The organism is Veillonella tobetsuensis (assembly GCF_001078375.1).
GTDB classification, from domain to species: Bacteria; Bacillota; Negativicutes; order Veillonellales; family Veillonellaceae; genus Veillonella; species Veillonella tobetsuensis.
Genome location: NZ_BBXI01000009.1, coordinates 215,167 through 241,361 on the forward strand (window position 1 = coordinate 215,167; position 26,195 = coordinate 241,361).

The following is a 26,195-nucleotide window of genomic DNA, read 5'->3' on the forward strand; positions in this document are numbered from 1 at the left end:
TCTTGAAAGGGGACGACCTATGATTACAAAAACAGTCAATGAATTTCTGACAAATTCACTACCCAACCTAAAAATCGCAGTTATTGGTGATGTGATGGTGGACCGATATGTCTTTGGTGATGTGAGTCGTATATCTCCAGAGGCTCCAGTACCGGTAAATCGCGTGTCATCTGTGAAAGAGGTGCTTGGTGGTGCAGGGAACGTTGCTTCCAACTTGGCTAATCTCGATTGTCATGTATATTTAGGAGCCGTAGCTGGCGTTGATGATCATGGTAGAGTACTCGATAAATTATTGATTGCTGATGGTATTGATACATCTGGTCTTATTTATGATAACAATCGCTCTACTATTACTAAAATGAGAATTTTAGGTGATCGTCAACAGATGATGCGTCTCGATTTTGAGACGATTACTCCGATTACAACAGATGAAGAGGAACGATTGATTTCCTGGTTGGACGGGCTTTGTCAACAAGGATTGCAAGGCATTGTTATTTCTGACTATGGCAAGGGTGTGTGTACACCTACATTATTACAAGAGGTATTTAGATTAGCTCATACCTATAATGTGCAAACTATTGTTGACCCTAAGGGGGCAGATTGGTCTAAATATGGTGGTGCTACTTGCATTACGCCAAATGTAAAGGAATTAGGCGAATCATTAGGTCGTGTTATACCTAATGAGGATGCTTCTGTTATAGAGGCTGCTAAGGAAGTATTAGGTAAACTTAATATTCAGTATATTATAGGTACCCGTTCTGCAAAGGGGATTACTGTTGTAGCAAAGGATGGGCGAACATGGCATAATCCAGCTACGCAACAAGATGTATTCGATGTAAGTGGTGCCGGCGATACGGTCGTAGCTATGATGATTTCTTGCTTGGCTAGTGGCTTATCTATGCGTTTAGCATTACATATTGCCAATGGTGCAGCTGGTATCGTTGTGTCTAAGGTTGGTACATACCCAATTCATCGCCAAGAATTGATTGATTTGTGGCGATCTGTTCGTCAATTAACGGCATCAAGTCCGTTATATACAAAAGAAGAGATGAAGGCCTTAATCGATAAATGGCAAAGTATGGATGAAACCGTTGTATTTACTAATGGTTGTTTCGATATTTTACATCGAGGCCATATTATATATCTTCAAGAGGCAGCTCAACTAGGTCGTCATCTCATCATCGGACTTAATTCAGATGCGTCTGTACGTCGTTTAAAGGGTGAAACTAGACCGATTGTATCTGAAGATGATAGAGCTGCTTTATTAAGTGCTTTACAATGCGTAGATGGGGTTGTTCTTTTCGAAGAAGACACACCAGCTGAATTATTAGCCTATTTGCGTCCTAATATTCTCGTTAAGGGCGGAGACTATAAAAAAGAAGAGATTGTCGGCAGAGAGTCTGTAGATGAGGTAGCGGTACTTTCATTTAAAGAAGGCTATTCTACATCAGATATCGTGAAAAAAATAGCTATAATGTCTAAGGAGGGGAAACTATGATTATTGTAACTGGTGGTGCCGGTTTTATTGGTAGTAATATTGTAAAAGCCTTAAATGAGCGTGGCCGTAATGATATTTTAATCGTCGATGATTTGACAGATGGTCGTAAAATTCGCAATCTTCAAAACTTGGATTATTTAGATTACATTGATTGTGATGACTTTGATGCTGCCATTGCGGATGGTACTTTCAACGTAGGTCCAATCGAAGTTATTTTTCATGAAGGCGCTTGTGCGGACACAATGGAATATAACGGAAAATATATGATGAAGAACAACTATGAAGGTTCTAAAAATTTATTCCATTATTGCCAAGATAGAGCCATTCCATTTATTTATGCATCCTCTGCATCTACGTATGGTAATGGTACAAATGGTTTCGTAGAAACTCCAGAAGCAGAAGAGGCATTAAATCCATATGCATATTCTAAGCTTTTATTTGACCGTTATGTACGTAAATTTGAAGGTGAATATACAGCGCAAGTTGTAGGTTTACGTTACTTTAATGTATTTGGTCCTAATGAAGCACATAAGGATAAAATGGCCTCTCTTGTACGCCAAATGTTCTATAAAAACCAAGAAACAGGTGTTATCAATTTGTTTGAAGGTACTGATGGCTATGAAGATGGTGGTCAAACACGTGATTTCATTTATGTAAAAGACGTGGTAAATGTGAATTTCTATTTCTGGGAACACCCTGAAATTTCTGGTACTTTCAACTGTGGTACTGGTCATGCGCATAGCTTTAATGAATTTATGCAAGCTGTTATAGACTATAATGGAAAAGGCCGCATTGAATACGTTCCATTCCCAGAAGTGTTGGTAGGTAAATACCAAAGCTTTACCGAAGCAGATACTACTAAATTGATGGCCGCAGGCTATGATAAAGGGTTTACACCATTAGCAGAGGCTGTTAAAGAATATTGTGAATTATTAGATAATAACGAAGGATATTTGCGTTAATTCCTGATAATGGATCGTGCAAATTCTTTGATATATGTAAAGGATAAAGTATGAGAAAGGTGTTGTTCCTCGATAGAGATGGGGTTATCAACAAGGATGTTTCCTATCTCTATAAAATATCGGATTTACAATGGGTTGAAGGTGCAAAAGAAGCATTAAAATTAGCCCATGACGCTGGTTATGAACTTATAGTGGTGACAAACCAAAGTGGGGTGGCGCGAGGCTACTATAAGGAAACTGATGTTCAAATTCTTCACGATTATATGGGAAATGAATTGTTTAAGGCTGGCGCACCGATCTTACACTTTTATTATTGTCCACATCATAAGGATGGCGTTGTAGAGCGCTATGCCGTAGATTGTAACTGTCGTAAACCAAAGCCAGGCATGATTTTACAAGCCATCAAGGATTTTGATGTAGATGTAGAACATAGTTTTCTCGTTGGTGATAGTCAACGTGATGTGGAGGCTGCCGAAGCTGCAGGGGTAAAGGGATACCTCTTTACAGAATCTAATTTGCTAGATTTTATGAAAACCATCATAAAGAACTAGAGTAGATATAATTGTTTGTCATTGTAAACCACGTCAGGGGCGTGTGTATTCTTCATTCACAAAGGGGTTATTATGAAGGACTATTCCAATATACTCATCATTAAAATGAGTTCCTTAGGTGATGTCATTCACGCATTGCCAACCTTATATGCATTGCGTCAAAATTTACCGCACGCAAAAATTACCTGGGCTATACACGAGCAATTTGCTAGCCTTTTACCGGGTACACCTTGGGTGGATGAAGTGATTATAATCGACAAAAAACAATTAAAATCTCCTTCTTATTTGTGGAACCTTCGCAAGGATTTACATAGTCGTCATTTCGACATGACCTTAGATTTACAATGTATAGCCAAAAGTGCCATTGTGTCTCTATTATCGGGGGCACCTGAGCGATATGGCTATTGGGAACTTCGAGAAGGTAGTAAATTCGTCAATAAAGCCCTCGTAGGTGCTCATAAATATGACCACGTTATCGAGCGATACCTCGACACAGTGCGCGTATTAGGCGGCGATGTAGAGGGGGTTGAATTTCCAATGCCCCATGACCATGCGGCAGAGAGCGTCATTCGAAAACGTTTAGCTGATCTGGGTGTAACCGATGATTATGTCGTTGTTGTACCTGGTGCTCGCTGGATTGTTAAGGAATGGCCTTTGTTGAACTTTGGTGAACTATGTATTCGCCTTTGTGAAAGTGGTAAGAAGGTTATCATCGCAGGGGCGCCTGATGACAATGAAAAAGGTCTATTCATTGAAAATTATGTAAAGCATGATAATCTCATCAATTTAGTTGGTCAAACGACCATGGCTGAGTTAATCGAGTTGATTCGTCACTGCCATATTTTCATCAGCGCTGATACGGGGCCATTACACATTGCGAATGCATTAAAGAAACCGCTAATAGCACTATTTGGCACTACATCACCACATAGAACGGGCCCATATGGGGGCAGTCACGTTCATATTATTATCTCCCCCACATCTAAGGCTACACCTGAACAGCCGTTGGTGGACGATCCAGATTGTATGGCTCAAATACCTGTAGATGCCGTATGGGATGTATATTCTGAAATGTTGAGAAAGGATTTGTAATGGAACTTGATTATAAACGTATTGTTGTTACCTTTCTCATGCATTTAGGTGATGTAGTCTTAACGACGCCATTTCTAGAGGTGTTGCGCAAAGCAGCACCTCATAGTCATATAACCTATGTAATTGATGAAAAATTACAGGATGTAATGAAATACAATCCTTATATCGATGATTTGATTACTGTCGATAAAAAGGGGCGTCATAATAGTATTAAAGGTCTCAATGAAATTGCTCGTCGTATTAACGAACAAGGTAGACCTGATATCGTTATCAATCTGCATCCTAATGAACGCACATCATACTTAGCGTGGAAGATTAATGGTAAGGTTACGACGGGGATGAGTCATTTCTTATTTAGACCGTTCATGACTCAATATACAAGGCTTGACCGAAAAACTCGCCATGCTGCGGATATGTATATAAACGTGCTTGAGCAATTGGGCGTTACCGATGTATCCAACCATGGATTACATATTGAAACCTGCAAAGAATGGAATGATGAGGTTTCTCGCTTTTATGAAAGCCAAGGCGTTATGCCTCATGATAAGCTTATCGGTTTCAATATCGGCAGTGCAGTACCTGAAAAACGTTGGCCAGCTGAACGCTTTGCTGATGTAGCTGATTACTTTGCTGACAAAGGCTATAAAACTGTGTTCTTTGGTGGCCCTATGGATTTAGAGATGGTTAAACCCGTGGTGGAACATATGAAGACCACTCCGATTGTGGCTACGGGAGCATTTAAAATTGGCTCTTTAGCAGCTGCTATGAAATGGTGTGATCTTGTTATTACCAATGACTCTGGACCTATGCATGTAGCGATCAGTCAAGGTGTACCGATAGTTGCACTCTATGGTCCATCAAATCCTTTTTTCTATGGCCCATACCAAGCTAAATCGATTGTACTAGAATCGATGGACCATTATGAAATTGGTAAAAGCATGAAAAAGGTCATTAAAGAAGGCAAATACAAAGGTATTTCCGTTATTACCGAAGAACAAGTGATTAAGGCAGCTGAAACATTACTGCAGGAATCGTAAGTTATGGATTATATTATTTTTGATTTAGAATGGAACCAACCCTATAGCAATGATATTAGCTTTATGAAGCGAACACGTATGCCGTTGACGGGTGAAATCATTCAAATCGGAGCAATTAAGCTCAATGAAAAGCTTGAAATTGTGGATTCCTTCACAATGTATGTTAAACCAAAATATTTATTACATATGCATAAGCATGTAAAGGCCCTTACGGGGATTACTAATCAAGATTTAAATCGAGGTGTCCCTTTTAGAATGGCCTATAGTCATTTTCAACAGTGGTGTGGCAAGGACTATAAGCTACTTTCTTGGGGAGCTGACGATATTCTTATATTGCGAGAAAATTTACTTCTCCATAAATTAAAGAGTATCGACTATGACTCTTGGGCAGATGCACAGATGTTATATAGCTTTCACAGATATGGTACGACGCAACAGTATTCTGTAGCCCATGCGATGGGGGATTTACAAATATCGACTGAAGAGCTATCAGCCCATAATGCATTGCATGATGCCATATTTACGGCTCATATATGCCAAAAATTAGATTTGCCGAAGGCATTGTTGGATTATGATACGATACGAAAAGAGGCGCCAAATCCATTTTTATATCCGCCGGGTTTGACCTTCTTTATGTATGATAATTTTCAAGAGAAAAAACGCATCGTCCATGATCGACGGGTGCGCTTATCATTCTGCCCTTATTGCCAAGGTCGTCTAGAAACGACACGACCGGAACGCATTCAAGGGGATAAGCACCTATCCATTGGCATTTGTCCAAAACATGGGGAATTTGCCATACAATTAAAAGTAGGAAAATACACGATTAAGTCGGGACATACTAAGTTTTATGTAACAAAGGTACTAAGTCATAGCACCGATGAAATTCGTAGACTATATACAGAAAAATCGGAAATTAACCGAGAAAAAGAACGCCTCTATTACGAGCGTTGTCGAAAGGAATTATTAAATACTTAGAAGAACTGATTACTATACATAGTAATTTTGGTCTAAATAGAAAGGAATGTGAACATGGAACGTAAATATGCTTGGCATAATTATGATGAACAAACATTGCAAGATGTAATGTCATTAGGCGATTCATATCGTCAATTTTTAGATAATGGCAAAACAGAACGTGAATGTGTGGTTCAATCCGTAGCCGTTGCAAAAGAAGCTGGTTATGTAGATTTAAAAGAGTTGATTAAATCAAATACACCGATTAAGGCTGGCGATAAGATTTACTATACGCATATGGATAAATCAATTGCTCTCTTTAATATTGGTACAGACGATATGGATTTAGGTATGAATATTCTCGGTGCTCATATCGATTCTCCGCGCATTGACGTAAAACAAAATCCACAATACGAAGATAGCAATTTAGTATTTTGGGATACACATTACTATGGTGGTATAAAAAAATACCATTGGGTGGCAATACCACTCGCCATTCATGGTGTAGTAGTAAAAACAGATGGTACTCGCATTAATATCAACATTGGTGATAAAGAAACGGATCCTGTATTTTGCATTACCGATTTATTGCCTCACTTAGGGCAAGAACAAATGCAAAAAAATGCAGCTAAGGTTATCGAAGGTGAATCCTTAGATCTTCTCATCGGCAGTCAACCTGTTAAAGGGGAAGAAAAAGAGGGCGTTACTAAATTTATTAACGCTCTATTAGAAAAAGAGTACGGATTTGTAGAACGCGATCTGTTATCTGCAGAGCTTGAAATCGTACCGGCTGGCAAGGCGCGCGATATGGGCTTTGACCGCTCTATGATTATTGCATATGGCCAAGATGACCGAGTATGTGCTTATACATCCTTGGTGGCTATGCTCGAAGTAGATAAGGTAAAACGTACGACTTGCTGTTTATTAGTAGATAAAGAGGAAATTGGTTCCGTCGGTGCTACAGGCATGCAATCTCGTTTCTTTGAAAACGTAGTGGCAGAGATTTTAACCTTAATGGGAAAACCAAATTCCGTTAATGTACGAAGAACATTGGAGAATTCTCGTATGTTATCTTCTGATGTAAGTGCTGGTTATGATCCACTTTACGCATCTGCTTTTGAAAAGAAAAATGCGTCTTACCTAGGTATGGGCGTTGTATTTAATAAATTTACCGGTTCTCGTGGTAAAGCTGGTTCTAATGATGCAAATGCTGAATATATGGGCTTTATCCGTCGTGTAATGGAAGCCAATAATGTAACGTACCAAACGGCTGAACTTGGTAAGGTAGACCTCGGTGGTGGTGGTACCATTGCGTACATCATGGCGTTGTATGGTATGAATGTTATCGACTGTGGTGTAGCAGTTTTGAGCATGCACGCACCGTGGGAGGTTACATCTAAGGCCGATATTTATGAGGCAAAACGTTGTTATGTGGCATTCTTGAATGCAGCAGATGAAACAATCTAGTGTCATGGGGCTTTCACCATTGGTGAAAGTCCATGTTATGTGAGGTATATGATGAATCAAACGGAATTAGGTGCTGCTATTGAGGCGGCAAAAGGAGAGGCGACAGAGGTTAAGACTGTGAAGGTCGATATCTTTGATATTCCTGAAACAAAAGCAGAAGAATATATTGCAACCCGTGAAGCTGTTGCTGAGGCGGCTGCACAGGTGATGAAACCGTATTGTGTAACGGTAAAACGGGAAACGTTGGACGAAGATGAAGGGGAAGCCGTGGTAGGCTATTATGTAACAGGAGAAATTTTAATGTGTGTCATTCTCGACCCATTTGAAGTACCTGTTATGAAGGTGGCCCTTGATAAAGGAACGCTTAAAGACTACATTTTGGCGGCAAATGAACTAACAGAGGATATGTTAGCATCTCTAGATAGATAATATAAATTCTATTTTTATGTACTCTACATAAAGACAAATGTAAAATACTTTACTCTGCTACATTGATGTAGTGGATAAATTTGTTTATAATAGAAGTATTATAGTCTTTGCAGATAGGAAGGAAATCCCCATGAACTTGAAAAAAGGTATTGCCTTAGCACTCACGGCGGCAGCATTGATGGCGTTTGCGGGCTGTGGCACAAATGGAACTACATCTAATGGTGAATACAAGGTTGGCGTAGTACAACTGGTTGAACATCCTGCACTAGATGCAGCAAACAAAGGTTTTGTTGACGCTCTTAAAGAAAAGGGCTTAGCTGACAAAATTACCTTTGACCAACAAAATGCACAAGCTGATCAATCTAACTTGAACAGTATTGCTCAACGATTTGTATCAGATCGTAAAAATTTAATTTTAGCGATTGCAACGCCTGCAGCTCAATCTATGGCGAATGCAACTCATGATATTCCAATCTTGGGTACAGCTATTACAGATTACGAAGCGGCTAAATTAGTTAAATCTAATGCAAAACCTGGTGGTAATGTATCTGGTACATCCGATATGAACCCAGTAGAGCAACAAGTAGATTTGATTTTACAAGTTATGCCGAATGTAAAAACAATTGGTACAATTTATAGCTCTAGTGAAGTAAACTCTCAAATTCAAGTAGAGAAAATGAAAGCTTACGCAGCAACAAAAGGTATTAAGGTTGAAGAGGTTACTGTTTCTAACGTAAATGATATTCAACAAGCATCTCAAAATCTCGTATCTCAACGTGTAGATGCCATATATGTACCAACAGATAATGTAGTAGCATCTGCCATGAGCAACCTTGTGGCAATTACTGATCCTGCAAAAATCCCTGTATTTGGTGGCGAAGATAACCACGTTAAAGGTGGTGCCGTTATGTCCTTGTCCGTAGACTACTACAAACTTGGATACCAAACAGGTTTGATGGCAGCTAAAATTTTAACTGGTGAAGCTAAAATTGAAGATATGCCAATCGAAATGCAAAAAGAATTTAAATTAGTTGTGAGCAAAGATAAATTACAAAAACTGGGCATCACCTTACCAGAGGACTTGATGAACAAAGCGACTATGATTTAATAAACAACTGGTAAGGAGTTACACATGAACTGGAAAAAAGGTATCGCAGTGGCACTTAGTGCAATTACTGTTATGGCAATGGTAGCTGGTTGTGGTTCCGATACCGCTACTAGCAATCAAAAGAAAATCGGTGTTATTCAATTGGTAGAACATCCATCTCTTGATGCTGCTAATAAAGGCTTTGTAGATGGCCTTGCATCAAAAGGTTTTAAAGATGGTGAAAACATTAAAATCGACCAACAAAATGCACAAGCTGACCAATCTAATTTGAATAGTATTGCTCAACGTTTCGTATCTGATAAAAAAGATTTAGTACTAGCAATTGCAACGCCAGCAGCACAAACAATGGCTAATGCATCTCATGAAATGCCAATTATGGGGACTGCTATTACAGATTACGTAACAGCTAAACTCGTTCAATCCAATGAACATCCTGGTGGCAATGTATCTGGTACATCTGATATGACACCTGTTGAAAAAGAGGTAGATCTTATTATCGCATTAGTACCTAATGTAAAACGTATTGGTGCAATTTACACATCTTCCGAAATCAACTCACAACTTCAAGTTGAAAAAATGAAAGCTTACGCAGCTAGCAAAGGTATTACTGTTGTAGAAGCGACCGTTTCCAACGTAAACGATATCCAACAAGCAGCGACAAATCTTGTAAATCAAGATGTACAAGCTATCTACACACCAACAGATAATGTATTAGCATCTGCTATGGCAAACTTAGCACAAATTACAGATACTGCTAAAATTCCAGTATTTGCTGCTGATGAAGGCATGACCATGACTGGTGGCGTAGCGACATATTCTGTAGACTACTATAAATTAGGTTACCAAACAGGTTTAATGGCAGCTAAAGTGCTTTCTGGTGAAGCTAAAATTAGCGACATGGCTATTGAAATGCAAAAAGAGATTAAATTAACTGTCAACGAAGAACGAGCTAAAAAATTAGGAATTACAATTCCTGATACACTTCGTAAAGATATGAAATAATAGAGGAGATTTTGATGTTAGATTTAGTGGTAGGCACCATAACAACAGGTCTATTATGGTCCTTGTTAGCGGTCGGTGTATTCATCACCTTCCGCGTTCTTGATGTGGCTGACTTGACCGTGGAAGGGACGTTCCCTATGGGGGCGGCCATTTCCGCCATTTTAATTACTAGTGGTATGAACCCAATCCTTTCTATTTTACTGGCTGGCGTAGGCGGTATGTTGGCCGGTGCTGTAACAGGTTGGATTCATACTAAATTAAAAATTCCGGCATTGTTGGCTGGTATTTTAACAATGATTGCGTTGTACTCAGTAAACCTTCATATCATGGGTAAAGCAAATGTGTCCTTGCTTCGTATGGATACAATTTATACTACTCTTGGTAATTTATTACATACACCGAATATGTGGTCTGCTGCTATCGTAGGTGTTTTAGTAGCAGTAGCTGTATGCTTACTATTGTTTTGGTTCTTCGGCACTGAAATTGGTACCGCATTACGTGCTACCGGTGTGAATCCTCAAATGATTCGTGCACAAGGTGTTAATACAGATAATATGATTGTTCTTGGCCTATTAATCTCCAATGGTTTCGTTGGCATGTCTGGTGCTCTTATCGGTCAATTCCAAGGCTTTGCCGACGTAGGCATGGGTATTGGTACCATCGTTATCGGTTTGGCGTCTGTAATCATCGGTGAGGTTGTATTCGGTACAAAATCCTTCGTTCGTAGCCTCGTTGCTGTAGTACTTGGTTCCATCGTATATCGTATCGTTATCGCAGCTGTACTTTACATGGGTATGCCACCAAACGATTTAAAATTATTTACTGCAATTCTCGTTGCCATCGCGCTTTCTTTGCCTACATTGAAAGCTAAATGGCTAGCTCGTTAAGGAGGACACTATGTTAGAAGTAAAAAATATGGTAAAAACCTTCTTTAAGGGCACAATTAATGAAAAAACTGCATTACAAGGTATCGATCTTCGTTTAGAAGAAGGGGACTTTTGTACAGTAATCGGTGGTAATGGTGCTGGTAAAAGTACCTTGCTAAACTCCATCGCTGGTGTATTTCCAGTTGACGAAGGGAGCATTACCATCAATAATATTGATGTAACAAAAATGCCAGAATACAAACGCGCTAAATACATTGGCCGTGTATTCCAAGACCCTATGGTTGGTACTGCAGGCAATATGCAAATCGAAGAAAACTTGATTCTTGCTATGCGCCGCGGTAAAAACTTAGGCCTTAAATGGGCTTTCAAAGATAGTGAACAAGCATTCTTTAAAGAACGCCTTGCTCTATTAGGCTTAGGCCTTGAAGACCGTCTATCTGCACGGATGGGCCTATTATCTGGGGGGCAACGCCAATCCATTACATTGCTTATGGCTACTATGCTTCGTCCTGATTTATTACTCTTGGATGAACATACGGCTGCGCTTGATCCTAAGACTGCAGAAAATGTATTGCAATTGACAGAGAAGCTCGTTGCAGAACATAACTTAACCACCCTTATGATTACTCATAACATGCGTGATGCATTGCGTTTTGGTAATCGTCTCATCATGATGGATGCTGGTCGTATCATCTATGATGTAAAAGGGGAAGAAAAGAAAAAATTAACAGTTGCTGATTTGTTACAAAAATTTGAAGTAGCTGGCGAAGGTGCGTTAAGTGACCGTATGATGCTCGGTTCAAAATAAGTACCTAAATAATATAGTCTAAAAAAGAGGGGATATTATCCTCTCTTTTTCATGAAAACCTTTACACTAATGGGATTATACTGTATACTTAACTAAGTCGTTAGACATATCGTAAGCGAAGTATTCGAATCTCCAACGGTTACTTAAGCTTATCGGGATTATTATTTTATAGGAGGTAACATTAATGTTAACTACAGAAGCTAAATTAGCAGTAATTAAAGAATACGCTACTCATGAAGGTGACACTGGTTCTCCAGAAGTACAAGTTGCGATTTTGACAAGCCGCATCGTATACTTAACTGAACACTTGAAAGAACACAAAAAAGACCATCATTCCCGTCGTGGTTTGTTGAAATTAGTTGGTCAACGCCGTAACATGCTTGACTACCTTCGTCGTAAAGATATCGAACGTTACCGTTCCCTTATCGAACGCCTTGGTCTTCGTAAATAATAAAACTAGCCGTCCAATAGGACGGCTTTTTTATTTTATTTCCTTGTGTTATAATGAATTTAGGCAAAGGGAAAAAATGCCGATATTCAATTGTGGCAACACAAAAAAAGGACAGAGCGGCAACTCTGTCCTTTTTTATTGTGCTAGTTGCTATTTAAATCTACTATCTAGCCACTTGATAATGTAATGGCAAGTTACACCACCTATGATAGTGATTATAAGGGAAAAAAGATATTCAATCACGACAACACCTCCTTTCCGTTGCCAGAATAGGAGTTAGCAACAATTAAAGTATATCATATGAAGTGAAAAAATAGCTTATTTTTAATAGATGATATATAATAATAAGGTATACGTATAAGAAGATTTTTAGGAGGAATAGGAATGGAACAATTCCAAATGGACCTAGCTGGTCGTACGCTTACGATCGAGACTGGGGAACTTGCAAAACAAGCTGGCGGTGCCGTAATGGTTGGTTATGGCGATACACGCGTACTCGTTACCGCTACAGGTTCTAAAGAGGCGAAGGATATCGATTTCTTCCCACTCACAGTAGATTATGAAGAAAAAATGTATGCTATTGGTCGTTTGCCAGGTGGCTTTATTAAACGTGAAGCACGTCCACCTGAATCTGCTATCTTGAATAGCCGTTTGATTGACCGTCCTATTCGTCCACTATTTGATAAAGGTGTACGTAACGAAGTACACGTAGTAGCAACAGTTATGTCCGTAGATCAAGATTGTGATCCTGCTATCTGTGGTATGATTGGTGCATCTGCAGCATTGTCTATTTCCGATATCCCATGGGCTGGTCCTATCGCAGGCGTTCGCATGGGTCGTGTAAATGGTGAATTTGTTGTAAACCCAACAAAAGCACAATTAGAAGAAACTGACCTTAATATCGTAGTAGCTGGTACAAAAGACGCTATCCTCATGGTTGAAGGTGGCGCTCAAGAAGTTCCAGAAGAAACTATTCTTGAAGTTATCATGGCTGCTCACGAAGAAATTAAGAAAATCGTTGCATTCCAAGAAGATGTAAAAGCTAAAGTAGGCAAGGAAAAACGCGTATTCGAAAGCAAAGACGTACCTGCTGAAATCGCTGATGCAGTTCGTGCATATGGTCACGATAAACTTGACGCAGCAGTTCGTTGTGCCGATAAACAACAACGCGATGCACAAGAAACTGAAGTACGTGAAGACGTATTAGCACATTTCGCGGACATCTACCCAGATAACTTAGCTGATGTAAATAAAGCATTTGATGCAATGACAAAAGAAATCGTACGTCATATGATCACTGTTGAAAAAATCCGTCCAGATGGCCGTCAACTTGATGAAGTTCGTCCAATTTCTTGCCGTACAGGCGTATTGCCTCGTACACACGGTTCCGGTCTATTCACACGTGGTCAAACTCAAGTATTGAACGTAGCTACTGTAGCGCCATTGTCTGAAAAACAAACAATTGATGGCATCGGTTTAGAAACAGAAAAACGCTATATTCACCACTACAATTTCCCATCCTTCTCCGTGGGGGAAACTCGTTCCTCTCGTGGTCCTGGACGCCGTGAAATCGGTCATGGTGCTTTGGCAGAACGCGCTTTGGTACCTGTAATTCCTAGCGAAGAAGAATTCCCATATGCATTGCGCTTAGTATCTGAAGTATTAGAATCCAATGGTTCTAGTTCTATGGCTTCCGTATGTGGTTCCACATTATCCTTGATGGATGCTGGTGTACCTATTAAGGCTCCTGTAGCTGGTATTGCAATGGGTCTTGTTACACAAGGTGAACACTACACAATCTTAACAGATATTCAAGGTATGGAAGATGCTCTTGGCGATATGGACTTCAAAGTGGCTGGTACAGCTAAGGGTGTAACTGCCATCCAAATGGATATTAAAATTTCTGGTTTGTCTCGTGAAATTCTTCATGAAGCATTGGAACAAGCTCATAAAGGCCGCATGCACATCATGGGCATTATGCTAGATACCATTGCTGAACCTCGTAAGCAAATGTCCCAATATGCACCACGCATTATTACAATGAAAATTGATCCAGATAAGATTCGTGACGTAATTGGTTCTGGCGGTAAAGTAATCCGTAGCATCATTGATGAAACAGGTGCAAAAATCGATATCGAAGATGATGGTACAGTATTCATCGCTTCTGTAGACCAAGAAGGGGCTGCAAAGGCGCAACAAATCATCGAAAACCTTACTAAAGAAGTTGAAGTAGGTGAAGTATACCTTGGTAAAGTAACTCGTTTGATGGCATTTGGTGCTTTTGTAGAAGTATTACCAGGTAAAGAAGGTCTTGTACATATTTCTAAACTTGCAAAAGAACGCGTTGAAAATGTAGAAGACGTTGTAAATGTAGGCGACGAAATTATGGTTAAGGTTATCGAAATCGATAAACAAGGCCGTGTGAACTTGTCCCGTAAAGATTGTTTGAAATAAGAGGTGTTACATGGATATTCGTGGCTTTGAAGTAGTTTCTGCTTTTGAAGAACAAAATATCAATTTACCAACACGTAAAACCACAGAAAGTGCAGGCTATGATATTGAATGCGCTGAAGCTGTTACATTAGAACCTAATCAAGTAGTTCTCGTGCCAACAGGCCTTAAGGCCTTCATGGCATACGACGAATACCTTGCTATCCACATCCGTTCTAGCATGGCTATCAAACGCAAACTAGCTCTTGTGAATAGCACAGGCATTATCGACAGCGATTACTATAATAATGAGGAGAATGAAGGTCATATCATGATCGCCCTCCTAAACTTTGGCAACGAACCTGTTACCCTTGAAAAAGGCGAACGCGTTGCGCAAGGCATTTTCTCTAAATACCTTATCACCAATGATGACGATGCAACAGGCGTACGTACAGGTGGTATTGGTAGTACTGGGACTATGTAAACTATATATAATTCTTTATAGAATGGTGAAAGCCGCTCAACTTATGTTGGGCGGCTTTTTTGTGTGTAAAAAATTACGTATAGGGTTAGATATACTAAAGGTAATCCAGAACCATATTTATTTTGTTTGTTGTGTTATATAGGAGATTAGCTATGGAAACTTTAAAAGAAAACATCATCACAGTAGAAGACATTAAAGCAGAAATTGAAAAAGCAGAATTTGATGTTCCAAGAGAAGATGAGGATTTTGGTGATCGCTATGATCGATTACATGCAGAATGGGCTGTAAAAGGATTAAAGAAGTATAGAGATGAATTAAAGGAAGCCTTTACTGACAAAGAATATTTTAAGGATTGGGTAATAGATATATGGGGAGATGTAAATACTATTATAGCTGTAATAAACGAAGAACTACGCTTACGTTCTATTGAATCAATTCGAGAAGCATCCGAATGCGCTGCATTGATGAAAATTTTTATTCCCTCTGAAAGTGCTTCAAGAGATGAAGCTGAAGAAAAGGTAAAACGTAATCTAGAAGAAGCTTTAGAAGAACATGATCAAAGAATTCTTAATATCTATGATGTAGAAGTAGTACCACTTTTAACATGGTGTGAAGAATTACTTGTGATGAAAGCCTTTTTAACTAATGATTTCTATATGAAAGGATTATTTTCAGACAAATTAAAAGAAATATATACAAATGTGTTTACATTGCTAGATAGAAATTTGCCAGAAAAAGTTGAATACAGTGATGCTCATTCCTTTGAATATTATGTGGATTTAGAAGATGAATGGGAGTATTTATATTTAGATGATTTAAATCCTATAGAAGAACTACTTGCTATATTGCCTGGTAGTCCATATGAATGTGATGTTATGTATTACGCTCATTCAATTAATAGAGAGATCAATTTAAAACGGATCTATATATTGAAAGATAAATATGAACAATATATTAATCATTTCATTATATGAAAATAAAAGAATACACATATAAATAAAGTAGACAAGATTATATTATTGAATAAAAAGGGTGGATATATAGACAAAATCCACTCTTTTTAATAGATGAATGTATGATGGAAATATTTATGAACATTTTATGAAGTTTTAAGTGTGTAATAAAACTTTATTGGTAAAATATTACAAGAAATAGGTTTTGTATAAGGATTATGGATTTATAGCATATTTGTAAATTAGAGGTGTCTTATGTTTATTGTTATTACAGGGTTAGATGGTTCAGGGACTAGTACGATAGCGACAAAATTACATAATTTAGATAAAGGATCTATTCTTTTACATACTCCATCAACTGAATATGAAAGTCGTGAAATGATAGATACTAGTGTATATAAGACCTCGACAATGGCACATTACTTATATTATTTATCATCTGTTGCATATATATCTGATTACATAAAGAAAAATATTGATATAAGTAAAATAAATGTATACTGTGTACGTTATTTAATTGATACTATAGTGTCTCATCGTGTAGCAGGTCTAGATGTTACATTAGATTATTCTACATACAATTTATTGGAACCTGATATGACTATTTTTATAAATTTAGATGAGAATAAACGTAAAGAAAGAATTGAAAACAGAGGAAAGTCTGTATTAGATAAAATTCTTGATGATTCAATAATTAGAGATAAATTTTTGAAAGAATTTGAGAGTCAGTTAATAAATCCTTATATATTAGATAATAGTAAAGACGATATAGATAATCAAGTTAAGGATTTGTATAAAAAGTATATTTTGAATAAGGATATTAGATAAATGGATGAAAAAATAAATTTTTTATTATCTGATGAATTGCATATTACTGAAGATGATTATCTTGAACGTCAGTTATTAGTACAAGAGTTTTCTAAGCAACCAGAAGAGTTTTTTTCTCAAATGAGGCATTTTCAACCACAAGTAGGTTGCCTTAATTGTTGTGCAATATGCTCTAAAAGAGCTAGTACAACTATGGAGTATTGGGATGTTAAGAGAATTAGAAATGTAGTTTCTGCAATAAAATATACTGTTAAAGCATATAGAAAAGAAAAACCTTTATTAGCGTGGGGGCGTACGAATCATCGTGTTGGTGTAGTTTTTTCATATTTAGATAATGATATTGGTAGTTATGAATATTTAGCTGATTTTATTGAAATTGTATATAGGGAGTTAGGAGTACAAATAAGGTTATCAACAGTTGGTTTTAGTCGATATAATGATGTACTTAATCGAGCTCATAAATTGGTTAACTCAAGTAATCTATTACCGGCTATTGGTGGGGTTCGATTATCTTTTACACCTTATGCTATTGGATGGGCAAATAAAAATTCTAATCAATATAGCCGAAAAGACTATATAAATGACGTATCAAATTTTTTGAATATTTATAAACCATATTATAACTATACGGGTTCTGGGCGTAGAAATATGTGTATAGAACTAAGATTTAAACCATTAGTAAAAATTTGTGATATAAAGATTTATAATATGCATCAACATATGATTATATTAGCTGATAACGTTATATATATTTCCCAAAATAAAAATATTCAATTTGAAGTAGCTAATATTAGAAACCAATTTATACATGCAATAGATCTAGATAAAAAACCAATTAAATTTTGGCGTTTTGAATACACTACTGATATGAATATAAACTTGTTATTAGAACAATTACAAGTGCTTGACTTATCGAGTAAGAATTTAGTAGATATCTATATGTTGAAGAATAGAGACGGCAGATATTATTCGGTTTCTCCTACAATTAGTGAAAATGGTAATAAAGGTGTGAATATTTATCCTGTAACACATAAAAGAAAAAAATCTGGGTGTATTATAACAGAGCGTTTTTTTCTTAATGCATTAATTACTGTGAAGCATCAGCATGGCTTAATGCGAAAATCAGAATTTAATAATGCTACATGGGCTGATGTAAATAAAGTACTTTTAAATCTAGAAGATCAAGTAGAAATTTACAGGATTAAAGACTCGATGAAGTCAGAATATATTAAGAATGAAGTTATTCCAATGATATCTGGATATGCACAGGCATTAAGATTGGCTGGATATTCACCAGCTGATTTCTTTAATCCTCAATTTACCATTGATACAGGTATAATTTGTAATTTAGGTAAATCACTTAACGAGTTTAAAGGGATAACAAGTTTAGAAAATGAACCCTTAACACCAACACATGAACGGAACTATGGAAAAACAAATAGTACTATGACGACAGAAGGTGTTGCATGGAGGTTGAGTTGTGAATATAATAATCAAATTGTTATAGAAGAGTTGGAATTAATGAATACAGCTACAAAAGAGGGACAAATATCACGTGTATCAAAAATTAGTCTCTCTTTAGAACAAGACAATCAATTTACTTTTCAAGATTTGAATTGCAATTATCTTGTTCCTGGACAGAGGTAATGATATATGACTATTTATTTCTATAAAGAATTTGGTCCTCTTGGTTATTTAGCGAGCTATTCTAATCATGGGTTTTATAAAAATGGTAAATATTGGGCAACTGTTGAGCATTTTTACCAGGCGCATAAATTTTTAAACACAGAACTACGCGATATTATTCGACATGCATCAACGCCGAAAGAAGCCAGTAAAATTGGTAGGGATAAAGATAATCCATTGAGAAGACATTGGGAATACTTAAAGTTAGATATTATGTTTGAAGCCGTATATAGAAAATTTATGTCCCATAGTGATATTCGGAACTTATTATTATTTACTAATAATGCTGAGATAATAGAAGAAACAACAAAAGAAAACTACTGGGGTTGTGGCCTTTTGTATGATGGTAAAAATATGTTCGGTAAAATTTTAATGAGTGTTAGAGATTTAATGAGAAGGATTGAAAAAATGTACTTTATTAGTAAAAAAGGATATGAAATTAAATATAACGAATTCTTGAACGTTGATAATGAAATAATTGAAACAAATAGAGAAATGGGAGAAAGTGCAAAAAGGGATAATGATTTAAGAGAAAATCAAGAGTTTATGCAGTTGCGCGTCAAAGCTATGTATGAATTACCACAAAAAAAAGAGCGATTAAGACTATGTTGCGAAAATGCAATTATTATAGAAGATATGGATGAATATAAAAATTTTGATGGTACTAAGGTAATTATTGGTAGTACTGTTAAACTTGATTTTGATGGAGACATTTGTGAGTATACTATTTTAGGATCAGAAGAAGGCAATATAGATAATGGGATATTATCTTGTGAAGCGCCAATTGCACAATCTATATTAGGTAAAAGAAAAGGTGAAGAGATTGAATTTAATGGATGTAAAATTGTTATAAAAGAAATAATAATTTTGTAATTTATATATATTTTAAGGCAAAAAATTATATGGAAAATGATAAAACTATTGGGATAGTAAAATTAATAGCTAGTTTTTTTAATGGTGGGATTGGCATTACTAAAGCTACAGAAAGTAATGTGATAAAAGATGATAAATCAAATATTATAAAAGAAAAAAATGATTTAAGTATCCCAAAATCATCTGATGAAATTTTGGAAATAGATAATGAAAGAGATAATTATATGAATAGTGAAAATACTTATGATATAAATGATACATCTGAAACATATACAGTAAATGATTATGTTGAAAATAATATAAAAGATGAAGAAGTTGATAATTCTGATATCTCTATGCATGGTTACAATATATGTATACGTTTAAATGATGAGAATGAGCGAAGAAATCGTTTAAAAACAAGTCAGGTAAATTTACTTAAAAAATTTCCAAAACTATATGAGTTACCTTCAGAAACTTTAATGCAAAATATCTTAGACGGAGTGTTTACAGAAGGATTTCAAAAGCAAATGTATATTAGAAATCTTACTTTTACTCATAAGAATGGATATGATATTAAGGTCCTTGGCATTAGACCAGAAAGAACACCTGGAGATTTTTTAGAAGACTATTTACCGAATAACGTTTCACTTTTATTTAAAGGACATATATCAGGAAAGGTATTTAGAGTTGACTCAGTATTTGAGGTCATGGATACAGAACAACTTGACTTTGAAGTTGATGTTAATGCTACACCATATCGAACACCAGATAAAATCCGCATGAATTTTCTTTATGATATTTTGGCAAATGCGGGTTCACTTACTCAATATACAGAAGAGAAACTTGAAGAGTGGAATCAGTATTTGGACTGGAAAAAAGAATTAGCTAATCGCCAAATTTAAGGTTGCAAATTTTTTAAAATAGGTTTTGATGAAAAACAGATGCGATTAAATTTTTGGTTAGTTTTTGAGAATCAGGATATATTTAAAGCTTTTAAAAAATATTTAAGTAGAGATATTCAAGTTTTTGATAATAGTTATTCTAAAGATCCGTGGCATTTTGATTTTGCGGGAGATATGAATAATACAAGACAGCGATTTAGGAGTATTGAACTTGGGCGCTATAGAGGTATTGTAAGTGAGTATTATCTTAAAAATAATAGGGATGAAAACATTAATAGTGATATTACAGAGAATCATTTTTTTGATGATGATATAAGTGTAAATGATGATGAAGAAAATGAAAATGATGTATCAATAGAAAATATTTATAATGCATATAGTAATCCTTATATAGTACAAGTTGCATATGAACTTAATCATAAAGATAGGGATGAGATTAAACAATTAAATTTGACTGATGAAGAGGCCATTCAGTATATATATGATAATATTTTAGGGAATTACTATAAAGATGGATTTTTAGCTTTATCTGCGATTGGAGATTTTGTCCTAATAAAAAGATTTCAAATAGCGATTGAACAATTGAAAAAAGATGAATCCTATTCACCCAATTTAGCAATGTGGTTATTTAATGTTAAACGAGCAAGAATTCCAGAAGAAGTTGATATAAAGATTGATAAGTGGCTAAATCCGAGAATTGAAAATAATGAAAACCAAAAAGAAGCTGTTCGCAAAATGATTTCAGCACCAGATTTATGTTTAATACAGGGTCCTCCAGGAACAGGTAAGACAACTGTTATTGCAGAGGCAATCTATCAATTTGTACGTCGAGGTGATAGGGTTTTAGTCGCTTCACAATCTAATGATGCGGTTGATAATGCCTTAGAACGGTTAGTAGAGTCTCCGGATATTAGAGCTATTAGATTGGGTCAAAAAGGTAAAAGAAAAAGAAGAGTAGACGATAAAATTACAAATAAATTTGGTGAGGATGAGGCACTTAAATATTATTATAATGCTCTTTCAAATCAACTTTCAAAAACTTGGATAGATTTATGGGACTCAATGGAAAGTGATGGTATTCAGTATGATATAGATATTCGTGATGCAAGTCTATTTCAGCAGGATCTTGCAAGTTTAAATCAAGAGTTGACTGTTGTAAATAAAGCGTATATTGAATCAAAAGAATATTTAGATAGTTTAAATAAACAACTTAAAATAATTAATGATGATAGCATTAGATTAGAAGCAGATAAAGAACAATATCGCTTAGCAGTTGAATGTTTTAATGGAGAAAATGATTTACAATTTTATTTGTCTGAAGATTTAATACGGATATTTGAAAAAGAGTTAAATAATCTGATTGAAAGGACAATTAAAATAGGAGTATTTTTAGTTGAAGAATGCTTAAATATTGACGAAATGGGCTTGTCTAAAGTACAAACTGATGTGTATCTTGTTTCTAAAAAGTTAAAGATTCTTAAAGGATTATACAAAAAAATTCAAAATTCAAAAAGAGATGATAGGAGACATGATAGTGATATTTTAATTCTTAATAGTCAGTTAGCTGAGATAAACGAAAATTTATTGTCCTGTATAAAAAATAAAGACGATGATGGGCAGCGAGACTGTATAAATAAAATTAGCTCTATCCAATTGCAAATTGATAAACTCCAATACTCTTCTTCAGTGGTAAGTATTTCTGAAACGGAAAAGATAATACTTCATAAAAATATAATAGAAGGTATTAATAATGATGATCCAGAAAAATGGTTAAATACTTTTGCTGAGATTATTAAACAATGGGATCAGTCTATTGATTTATCGTTGAATAAAATAAAAAATATAATAAATTCTAGAAAAAGTATTGATACTACCGATATTTTTAATCATAAAGAAGCTACCGAAAGTAAAATTGTTGAAATTAAAGAAAAAATTAATAAAATTAAGTCACAGCAACTATCAAAATCACAGACACTCCTTAAATTACGTGAGAAGTATGGAATTAATACAACAAATGCAGAGGAGATTATTTCATATATTAAACAATTAAAAGAAAGTAATCTCAATAAGCTGAATGAGCATAGAAGTTTCAGAGATGATTGGGAGAAGACTTTAAGAGAGTTTAAATTACGTTTGGAAGATAAAGATTCCTTTAAGTATGATCAAGAATATTATCAGCAAATATATGTTAATGCATGTAATGTTGTAGGAATTTCTTGTACTGATAATATGAAAAATCTTTCCGATAATGGATATAATGATTTTGATGTTGTAATTATAGATGAAGTTAGTAAAGCCACTCCTCCAGAATTATTGATTCCATTGATGAAAGCTAGAAAGGCTGTATTAGTTGGAGATCATAGACAATTGCCGCCTATGTTTAAAGAACATGAAGGTTCATATAAGGAACTCGTAGAAAGTCAAGAAGATACACCAGAGGAAATTAAAGAATTATTAACTAAGGAGAATTTTAAAAAATTTGAAAATATGGTGACGTCTTCGTTGTTTAAAGATTATTTTGAACAAGCAAGTGAGACTATAAAGCATTCTCTATTAGTTCAATATCGTATGCATTCTGACATTATGGAAATTATTAATAGATTCTATGAGCAACGTTTATCTTGCGGAAACTCAGAAGAAGTTGAACGTTTAGAAAAAAATCATGATTTAACTATAAAAGGTGTAGATGGAAGTACATTTATTAAACCTGAGAACCATGCGTATTGGGTTGATTCTTCAGCCTTACCTAGTGGTCGTCCAATTTATGAAGTGAGACCTAATTATAGTACTTCTAATTATAATGTTTTAGAGAAATATATTATTATTGAATTGCTAAAAAAAATAGCTCATTCATATAAAGAGAAAGGGTATAGTAAAGAGAATAAGAAAACTGTTGGTGTTATTAGTTTCTATCAAATGCAGGTTAATGAGATAAGAGAAATATTTAGAGAAGAAAAGAATTATTTTGATTTTTCGTCTATTGATGTAGATATTAATACTGTAGATAGATTCCAAGGAAAAGAGAAGAATATTATTATTACTAGTTTAGTACGAAATAATAGAAAAGGTCATGCAAGTAAACATGTAGTAGCATTTGAACGTATTAATGTGGCTTTTTCTCGTGCTCAAGAACTTTTGATTGTTGTTGGCGCAAAGCATATGTATGAAAATCAGTCTGTTAAGCTACCTAATATGGATATGCCAGGATTTAAGACTGCACCAGTGTACAAAAATATTATGGAGGGTCTAAATAGAAAAGGTTGTTTTAAGACTTGTAATAAGATAATCACTCCAGAAATTGAAGAAAAAATAGTAGTTGAATATAAAGAGATGGGAGGTAAATGATGAATTTTACAGAATTAACTCTATCATATCCCTGTGTGCAGAATAAAATTGAAGTCTCACATTTTACCGCAAGAAAGTCTACAGCAATTGAGTGGATAATTTTAGAAGCAATTAGTAAGTGTCAAAAGCTTACTGATTATGAAAGCTTATCTATAGGAAAATTTTTTGAATGGATATTTACTATTTCCGATGCAGATTCTCTTGTTCGTCCCGTTTTGTTATCACTTCATGATATGGGTGCAATAATAATTAATGGAATTGATGATGAAACTAAACTTGATACCGTTGAAATGAGTAATTTGAAGTTGACTGAAGTAGGTCAAGAAATGCAATTAAGAGGACTTTTACCTGGAGTTGCTGCAGAAGATGTCATTTCTATCTATTATGATGTTATATCAAAGTCATTAAAAGAAAATGCAAGTTTTTACAAAGAAGAATCTACAGGAATACATGTAGTTGATATAGATCAATCAAAAGATGCCGAAATTCCGGAAGGGGTTATTCGCGAATGGCTGTTTGCAATTCAGAATGATAAAAAGAAGAAATTTCATTGGCTTACACCTACTACAAAGATTAAATCTATAACTAGATTAGAATCTAAATTATATTGGAAGAATGTGACTAGAAAAGTTGAATTACTTGAAGGTATGAGATGGAAAGTTTCTGGCATAGAAGATGAAAGTATAGATAAAATTTCTTTAGAACAGTCAGATTTCGATATCCTAGATGAGATAGACGATTTATGTCATTTAAATATTGAAAATCCTGATAAAGAATTAGAAAAAATAGTTTTACTTTCGGACATTAATTCTCTAATAGATGAATTTATCAAGAATAATGATGACATATTCTTTGTACACTCAAAATATTATAAGGATATAAATCTTTATCAGAAGAATAAGAATAAACCTAGAATTGTATTTGTTTATGGTTCTAGTAAGTTTGAGGTAGAAAGTAATAACACATACATGGTTATCTATGTGCCTAATACTGAGTTACAGGGGAATGGAGTTTATTTTAGTTCGAAACAATCTATAAAAGCAGGAGTCACTACTGTAATTGCTGGAGATGTATCTAGAGAAATAGCAATTGCATATATACCCATCAAAAAAGAATTTAATACTCAAGAGATAGTAGTTGATTTAGTTAATAGCTATTATAATCAAGAGAACATTATTTTATTTGCTTTATACAATCATGGATTAAAAGATTTATTTTTGCATTATATTGGTCAAATTATTTCTGATGAGGAAAGAATAGTTGATAAGGCAAAAGTAATTGAACAATTTAATGAAAAAAGTAGAAGTTATTATGGTAGAAATATTATTTCTTCAGATGATAGTGAAAAATTACTTATTAATGAATCTTATATAATTGAAAAATGCTCTGATATAGAGAATGCAATAGATTTAATAACAGAGTATGCTGAAATTAATATTTTTAAACAGGATGAGTCTCTACTAAAAAAAATAATTAGTATTGTTTTAGGACATATTGGAGAGCAAGATTCATTAGAAAATATTTGGGGAGTTTGGAAATCTATTAAATCTATAAAGAAATCGCTTATAGATTTTGCTATTAGTAGCGGACTTCATAAGAATTTGTATTCAAAGAAAAGTATAGTCGCTTTTATAGATCGTTTTACAGACGAAAATCTATTTGAAATTGAAGAATACACTATAGTAGAACGGATTATTCTTAATATGAGAAGAATATCTTTACAAATAGAAGATATGTTGCCTGAGTTGGATTTATACCAGATAGTAAGCTATGAAAAATATAATGAGCTTATTCTTTCTCATAAAGATATTATAGAAAATTTGTATGACAAAGTTAGACAGTGGCAAGATGAGGAAGAAAGATTTAGTAATGCAATTATTGATATTACTGAAGTCCTTAATCTTAAAAATTCGTTTACTAATGTGAGGAATAATATTGATGGACTAAAAAATTCTTTAGCCATATTTTTTGATGATTCATTCATAAAATTTAATAAGGTTTATATTGTAGATACTTCCTCTTTAATAAATGAGCCAAATCTTATTTCTTGGTTTGATGATGGTAAGGCATTATTGGTTATTCCAATGGTTGTATTAGATGAATTGGATGGCTTGAAAAATTCTAAAGATGAGGAAATCGTATATAAGGCAAGAGATGCTATTAGAAATATAAGTAATTACAATGCTTTTGATTGGTTGTTGAGTGGTGAGATGAGTTATCCTGAATTATTATTGAATGATTTAGATAAGGAACGAAATGATAATAAGATTCTTTCCATTGCAATTAAATATTGTGCAAAAGAACCTATATTATTAACTGATGATATTAATCTAGGAAATATTGCTACTGCGAACAAGATTAAAAATATAAATCTTCATTCATTTCAATTAATGAAGGAACATGAAAAATTATCTAATTTAGTGCACAAAAAAAAATCTAAGAAAAAGAAAAAATAGGAGGTCA

The 26,195-nt window shown here is 34.9% G+C and carries 22 protein-coding genes; all 22 read left to right on the forward strand.

What is annotated here, in order from left to right; all coding sequences use genetic code 11:
• The first annotated feature begins 19 nt into the window (after positions 1-19).
• The 22 genes from rfaE2 (at position 20) to VEI_RS03920 (ending at position 26,188) form a co-directional block, all read left to right on the forward strand.
• Positions 20-1,498, forward strand: a complete 1,479-nt coding sequence (gene rfaE2 / locus VEI_RS03815; protein ID WP_059362026.1) for a D-glycero-beta-D-manno-heptose 1-phosphate adenylyltransferase — start codon at positions 20-22, stop codon at positions 1,496-1,498.
• Positions 1,495-2,460 carry an ADP-glyceromanno-heptose 6-epimerase gene (gene rfaD, locus VEI_RS03820; RefSeq protein WP_059362028.1) on the forward strand — a complete coding sequence of 322 codons (966 nt, stop codon included), beginning with the start codon at positions 1,495-1,497 and terminating at the stop codon, positions 2,458-2,460. The genes rfaE2 and rfaD overlap by 4 nt, the downstream gene beginning before the upstream one ends.
• A 50-nt stretch (positions 2,461-2,510) precedes the next feature.
• Positions 2,511-3,011, forward strand: a complete 501-nt coding sequence (locus tag VEI_RS03825) for a D-glycero-alpha-D-manno-heptose-1,7-bisphosphate 7-phosphatase (RefSeq protein ID WP_059362029.1) — start codon at positions 2,511-2,513, stop codon at positions 3,009-3,011.
• 72 nt (positions 3,012-3,083) lie between these two features.
• Entirely contained in the window at positions 3,084-4,103 is a 1,020-nt protein-coding gene (locus tag VEI_RS03830; RefSeq protein WP_059362031.1) for a glycosyltransferase family 9 protein, read from the forward strand.
• Complete coding sequence (locus VEI_RS03835; RefSeq protein ID WP_059362033.1) at positions 4,103-5,140, forward strand: glycosyltransferase family 9 protein; 1,038 nt, start codon at positions 4,103-4,105, stop codon at positions 5,138-5,140. Before VEI_RS03830 ends, VEI_RS03835 begins: the two co-directional genes overlap by 1 nt.
• 3 nt (positions 5,141-5,143) lie before the next feature.
• Entirely contained in the window at positions 5,144-6,118 is a 975-nt protein-coding gene (locus tag VEI_RS03840) for a 3'-5' exonuclease (protein WP_059362037.1), read from the forward strand.
• Positions 6,119-6,172: 54 nt separating this feature from the next.
• Positions 6,173-7,564, forward strand: a complete 1,392-nt coding sequence (locus tag VEI_RS03845) for an aminopeptidase (protein ID WP_059362039.1) — start codon at positions 6,173-6,175, stop codon at positions 7,562-7,564.
• A 51-nt stretch (positions 7,565-7,615) separates the two neighbouring features.
• Complete coding sequence (locus VEI_RS03850; protein ID WP_059362041.1) at positions 7,616-7,993, forward strand: hypothetical protein; 378 nt, start codon at positions 7,616-7,618, stop codon at positions 7,991-7,993.
• Between the two features lie 130 nt (positions 7,994-8,123).
• The gene (locus VEI_RS03855) at positions 8,124-9,101 is read left to right on the forward strand and encodes an ABC transporter substrate-binding protein (RefSeq protein ID WP_059362043.1); all 978 of its coding nucleotides are present in this window, start codon (positions 8,124-8,126) and stop codon (positions 9,099-9,101) included.
• 24 nt (positions 9,102-9,125) lie between these two features.
• Positions 9,126-10,103, forward strand: a complete 978-nt coding sequence (locus VEI_RS03860) for an ABC transporter substrate-binding protein (protein WP_059362045.1) — start codon at positions 9,126-9,128, stop codon at positions 10,101-10,103.
• Between the two features lie 14 nt (positions 10,104-10,117).
• Positions 10,118-10,990 carry an ABC transporter permease gene (locus tag VEI_RS03865; protein WP_059362047.1) on the forward strand — a complete coding sequence of 291 codons (873 nt, stop codon included), beginning with the start codon at positions 10,118-10,120 and terminating at the stop codon, positions 10,988-10,990.
• 10 nt (positions 10,991-11,000) lie between these two features.
• Entirely contained in the window at positions 11,001-11,798 is a 798-nt protein-coding gene (locus tag VEI_RS03870) for an ABC transporter ATP-binding protein (protein ID WP_059362051.1), read from the forward strand.
• Positions 11,799-11,982: 184 nt separating this feature from the next.
• Positions 11,983-12,249, forward strand: coding sequence for a 30S ribosomal protein S15 (gene rpsO, locus VEI_RS03875; protein ID WP_009372127.1), 267 nt, complete (start codon positions 11,983-11,985; stop codon positions 12,247-12,249).
• Positions 12,250-12,633: 384 nt separating this feature from the next.
• A complete protein-coding gene (locus VEI_RS03880) occupies positions 12,634-14,703 on the forward strand; it encodes a polyribonucleotide nucleotidyltransferase (RefSeq protein ID WP_059362053.1) in 2,070 nt (689 codons plus the stop codon).
• A gap of 10 nt (positions 14,704-14,713) precedes the next feature.
• Entirely contained in the window at positions 14,714-15,163 is a 450-nt protein-coding gene (gene dut / locus VEI_RS03885; RefSeq protein ID WP_005379026.1) for a dUTP diphosphatase, read from the forward strand.
• 152 nt (positions 15,164-15,315) lie between these two features.
• Positions 15,316-16,137, forward strand: coding sequence for a hypothetical protein (locus tag VEI_RS03890; RefSeq protein ID WP_059362055.1), 822 nt, complete (start codon positions 15,316-15,318; stop codon positions 16,135-16,137).
• Between the two features lie 234 nt (positions 16,138-16,371).
• Positions 16,372-16,944, forward strand: a complete 573-nt coding sequence (locus VEI_RS03895; protein ID WP_059362058.1) for a nucleoside/nucleotide kinase family protein — start codon at positions 16,372-16,374, stop codon at positions 16,942-16,944.
• Positions 16,945-18,591 carry a hypothetical protein gene (locus tag VEI_RS03900; RefSeq protein ID WP_059362060.1) on the forward strand — a complete coding sequence of 549 codons (1,647 nt, stop codon included), beginning with the start codon at positions 16,945-16,947 and terminating at the stop codon, positions 18,589-18,591.
• A gap of 6 nt (positions 18,592-18,597) precedes the next feature.
• A complete protein-coding gene (locus VEI_RS10340; protein WP_071824887.1) occupies positions 18,598-19,503 on the forward strand; it encodes an NADAR domain-containing protein in 906 nt (301 codons plus the stop codon).
• A gap of 29 nt (positions 19,504-19,532) precedes the next feature.
• Positions 19,533-20,387, forward strand: coding sequence for a hypothetical protein (locus VEI_RS10430; protein WP_059362062.1), 855 nt, complete (start codon positions 19,533-19,535; stop codon positions 20,385-20,387).
• A 39-nt stretch (positions 20,388-20,426) separates the two neighbouring features.
• Positions 20,427-23,732, forward strand: coding sequence for a DEAD/DEAH box helicase (locus VEI_RS03915; RefSeq protein ID WP_059362065.1), 3,306 nt, complete (start codon positions 20,427-20,429; stop codon positions 23,730-23,732).
• On the forward strand, positions 23,732-26,188 hold the full coding sequence (locus VEI_RS03920; RefSeq protein ID WP_059362067.1) for a PIN domain-containing protein: 2,457 nt from the start codon (positions 23,732-23,734) through the stop codon (positions 26,186-26,188). Before VEI_RS03915 ends, VEI_RS03920 begins: the two co-directional genes overlap by 1 nt.
• Positions 26,189-26,195 lie beyond the last annotated feature (7 nt).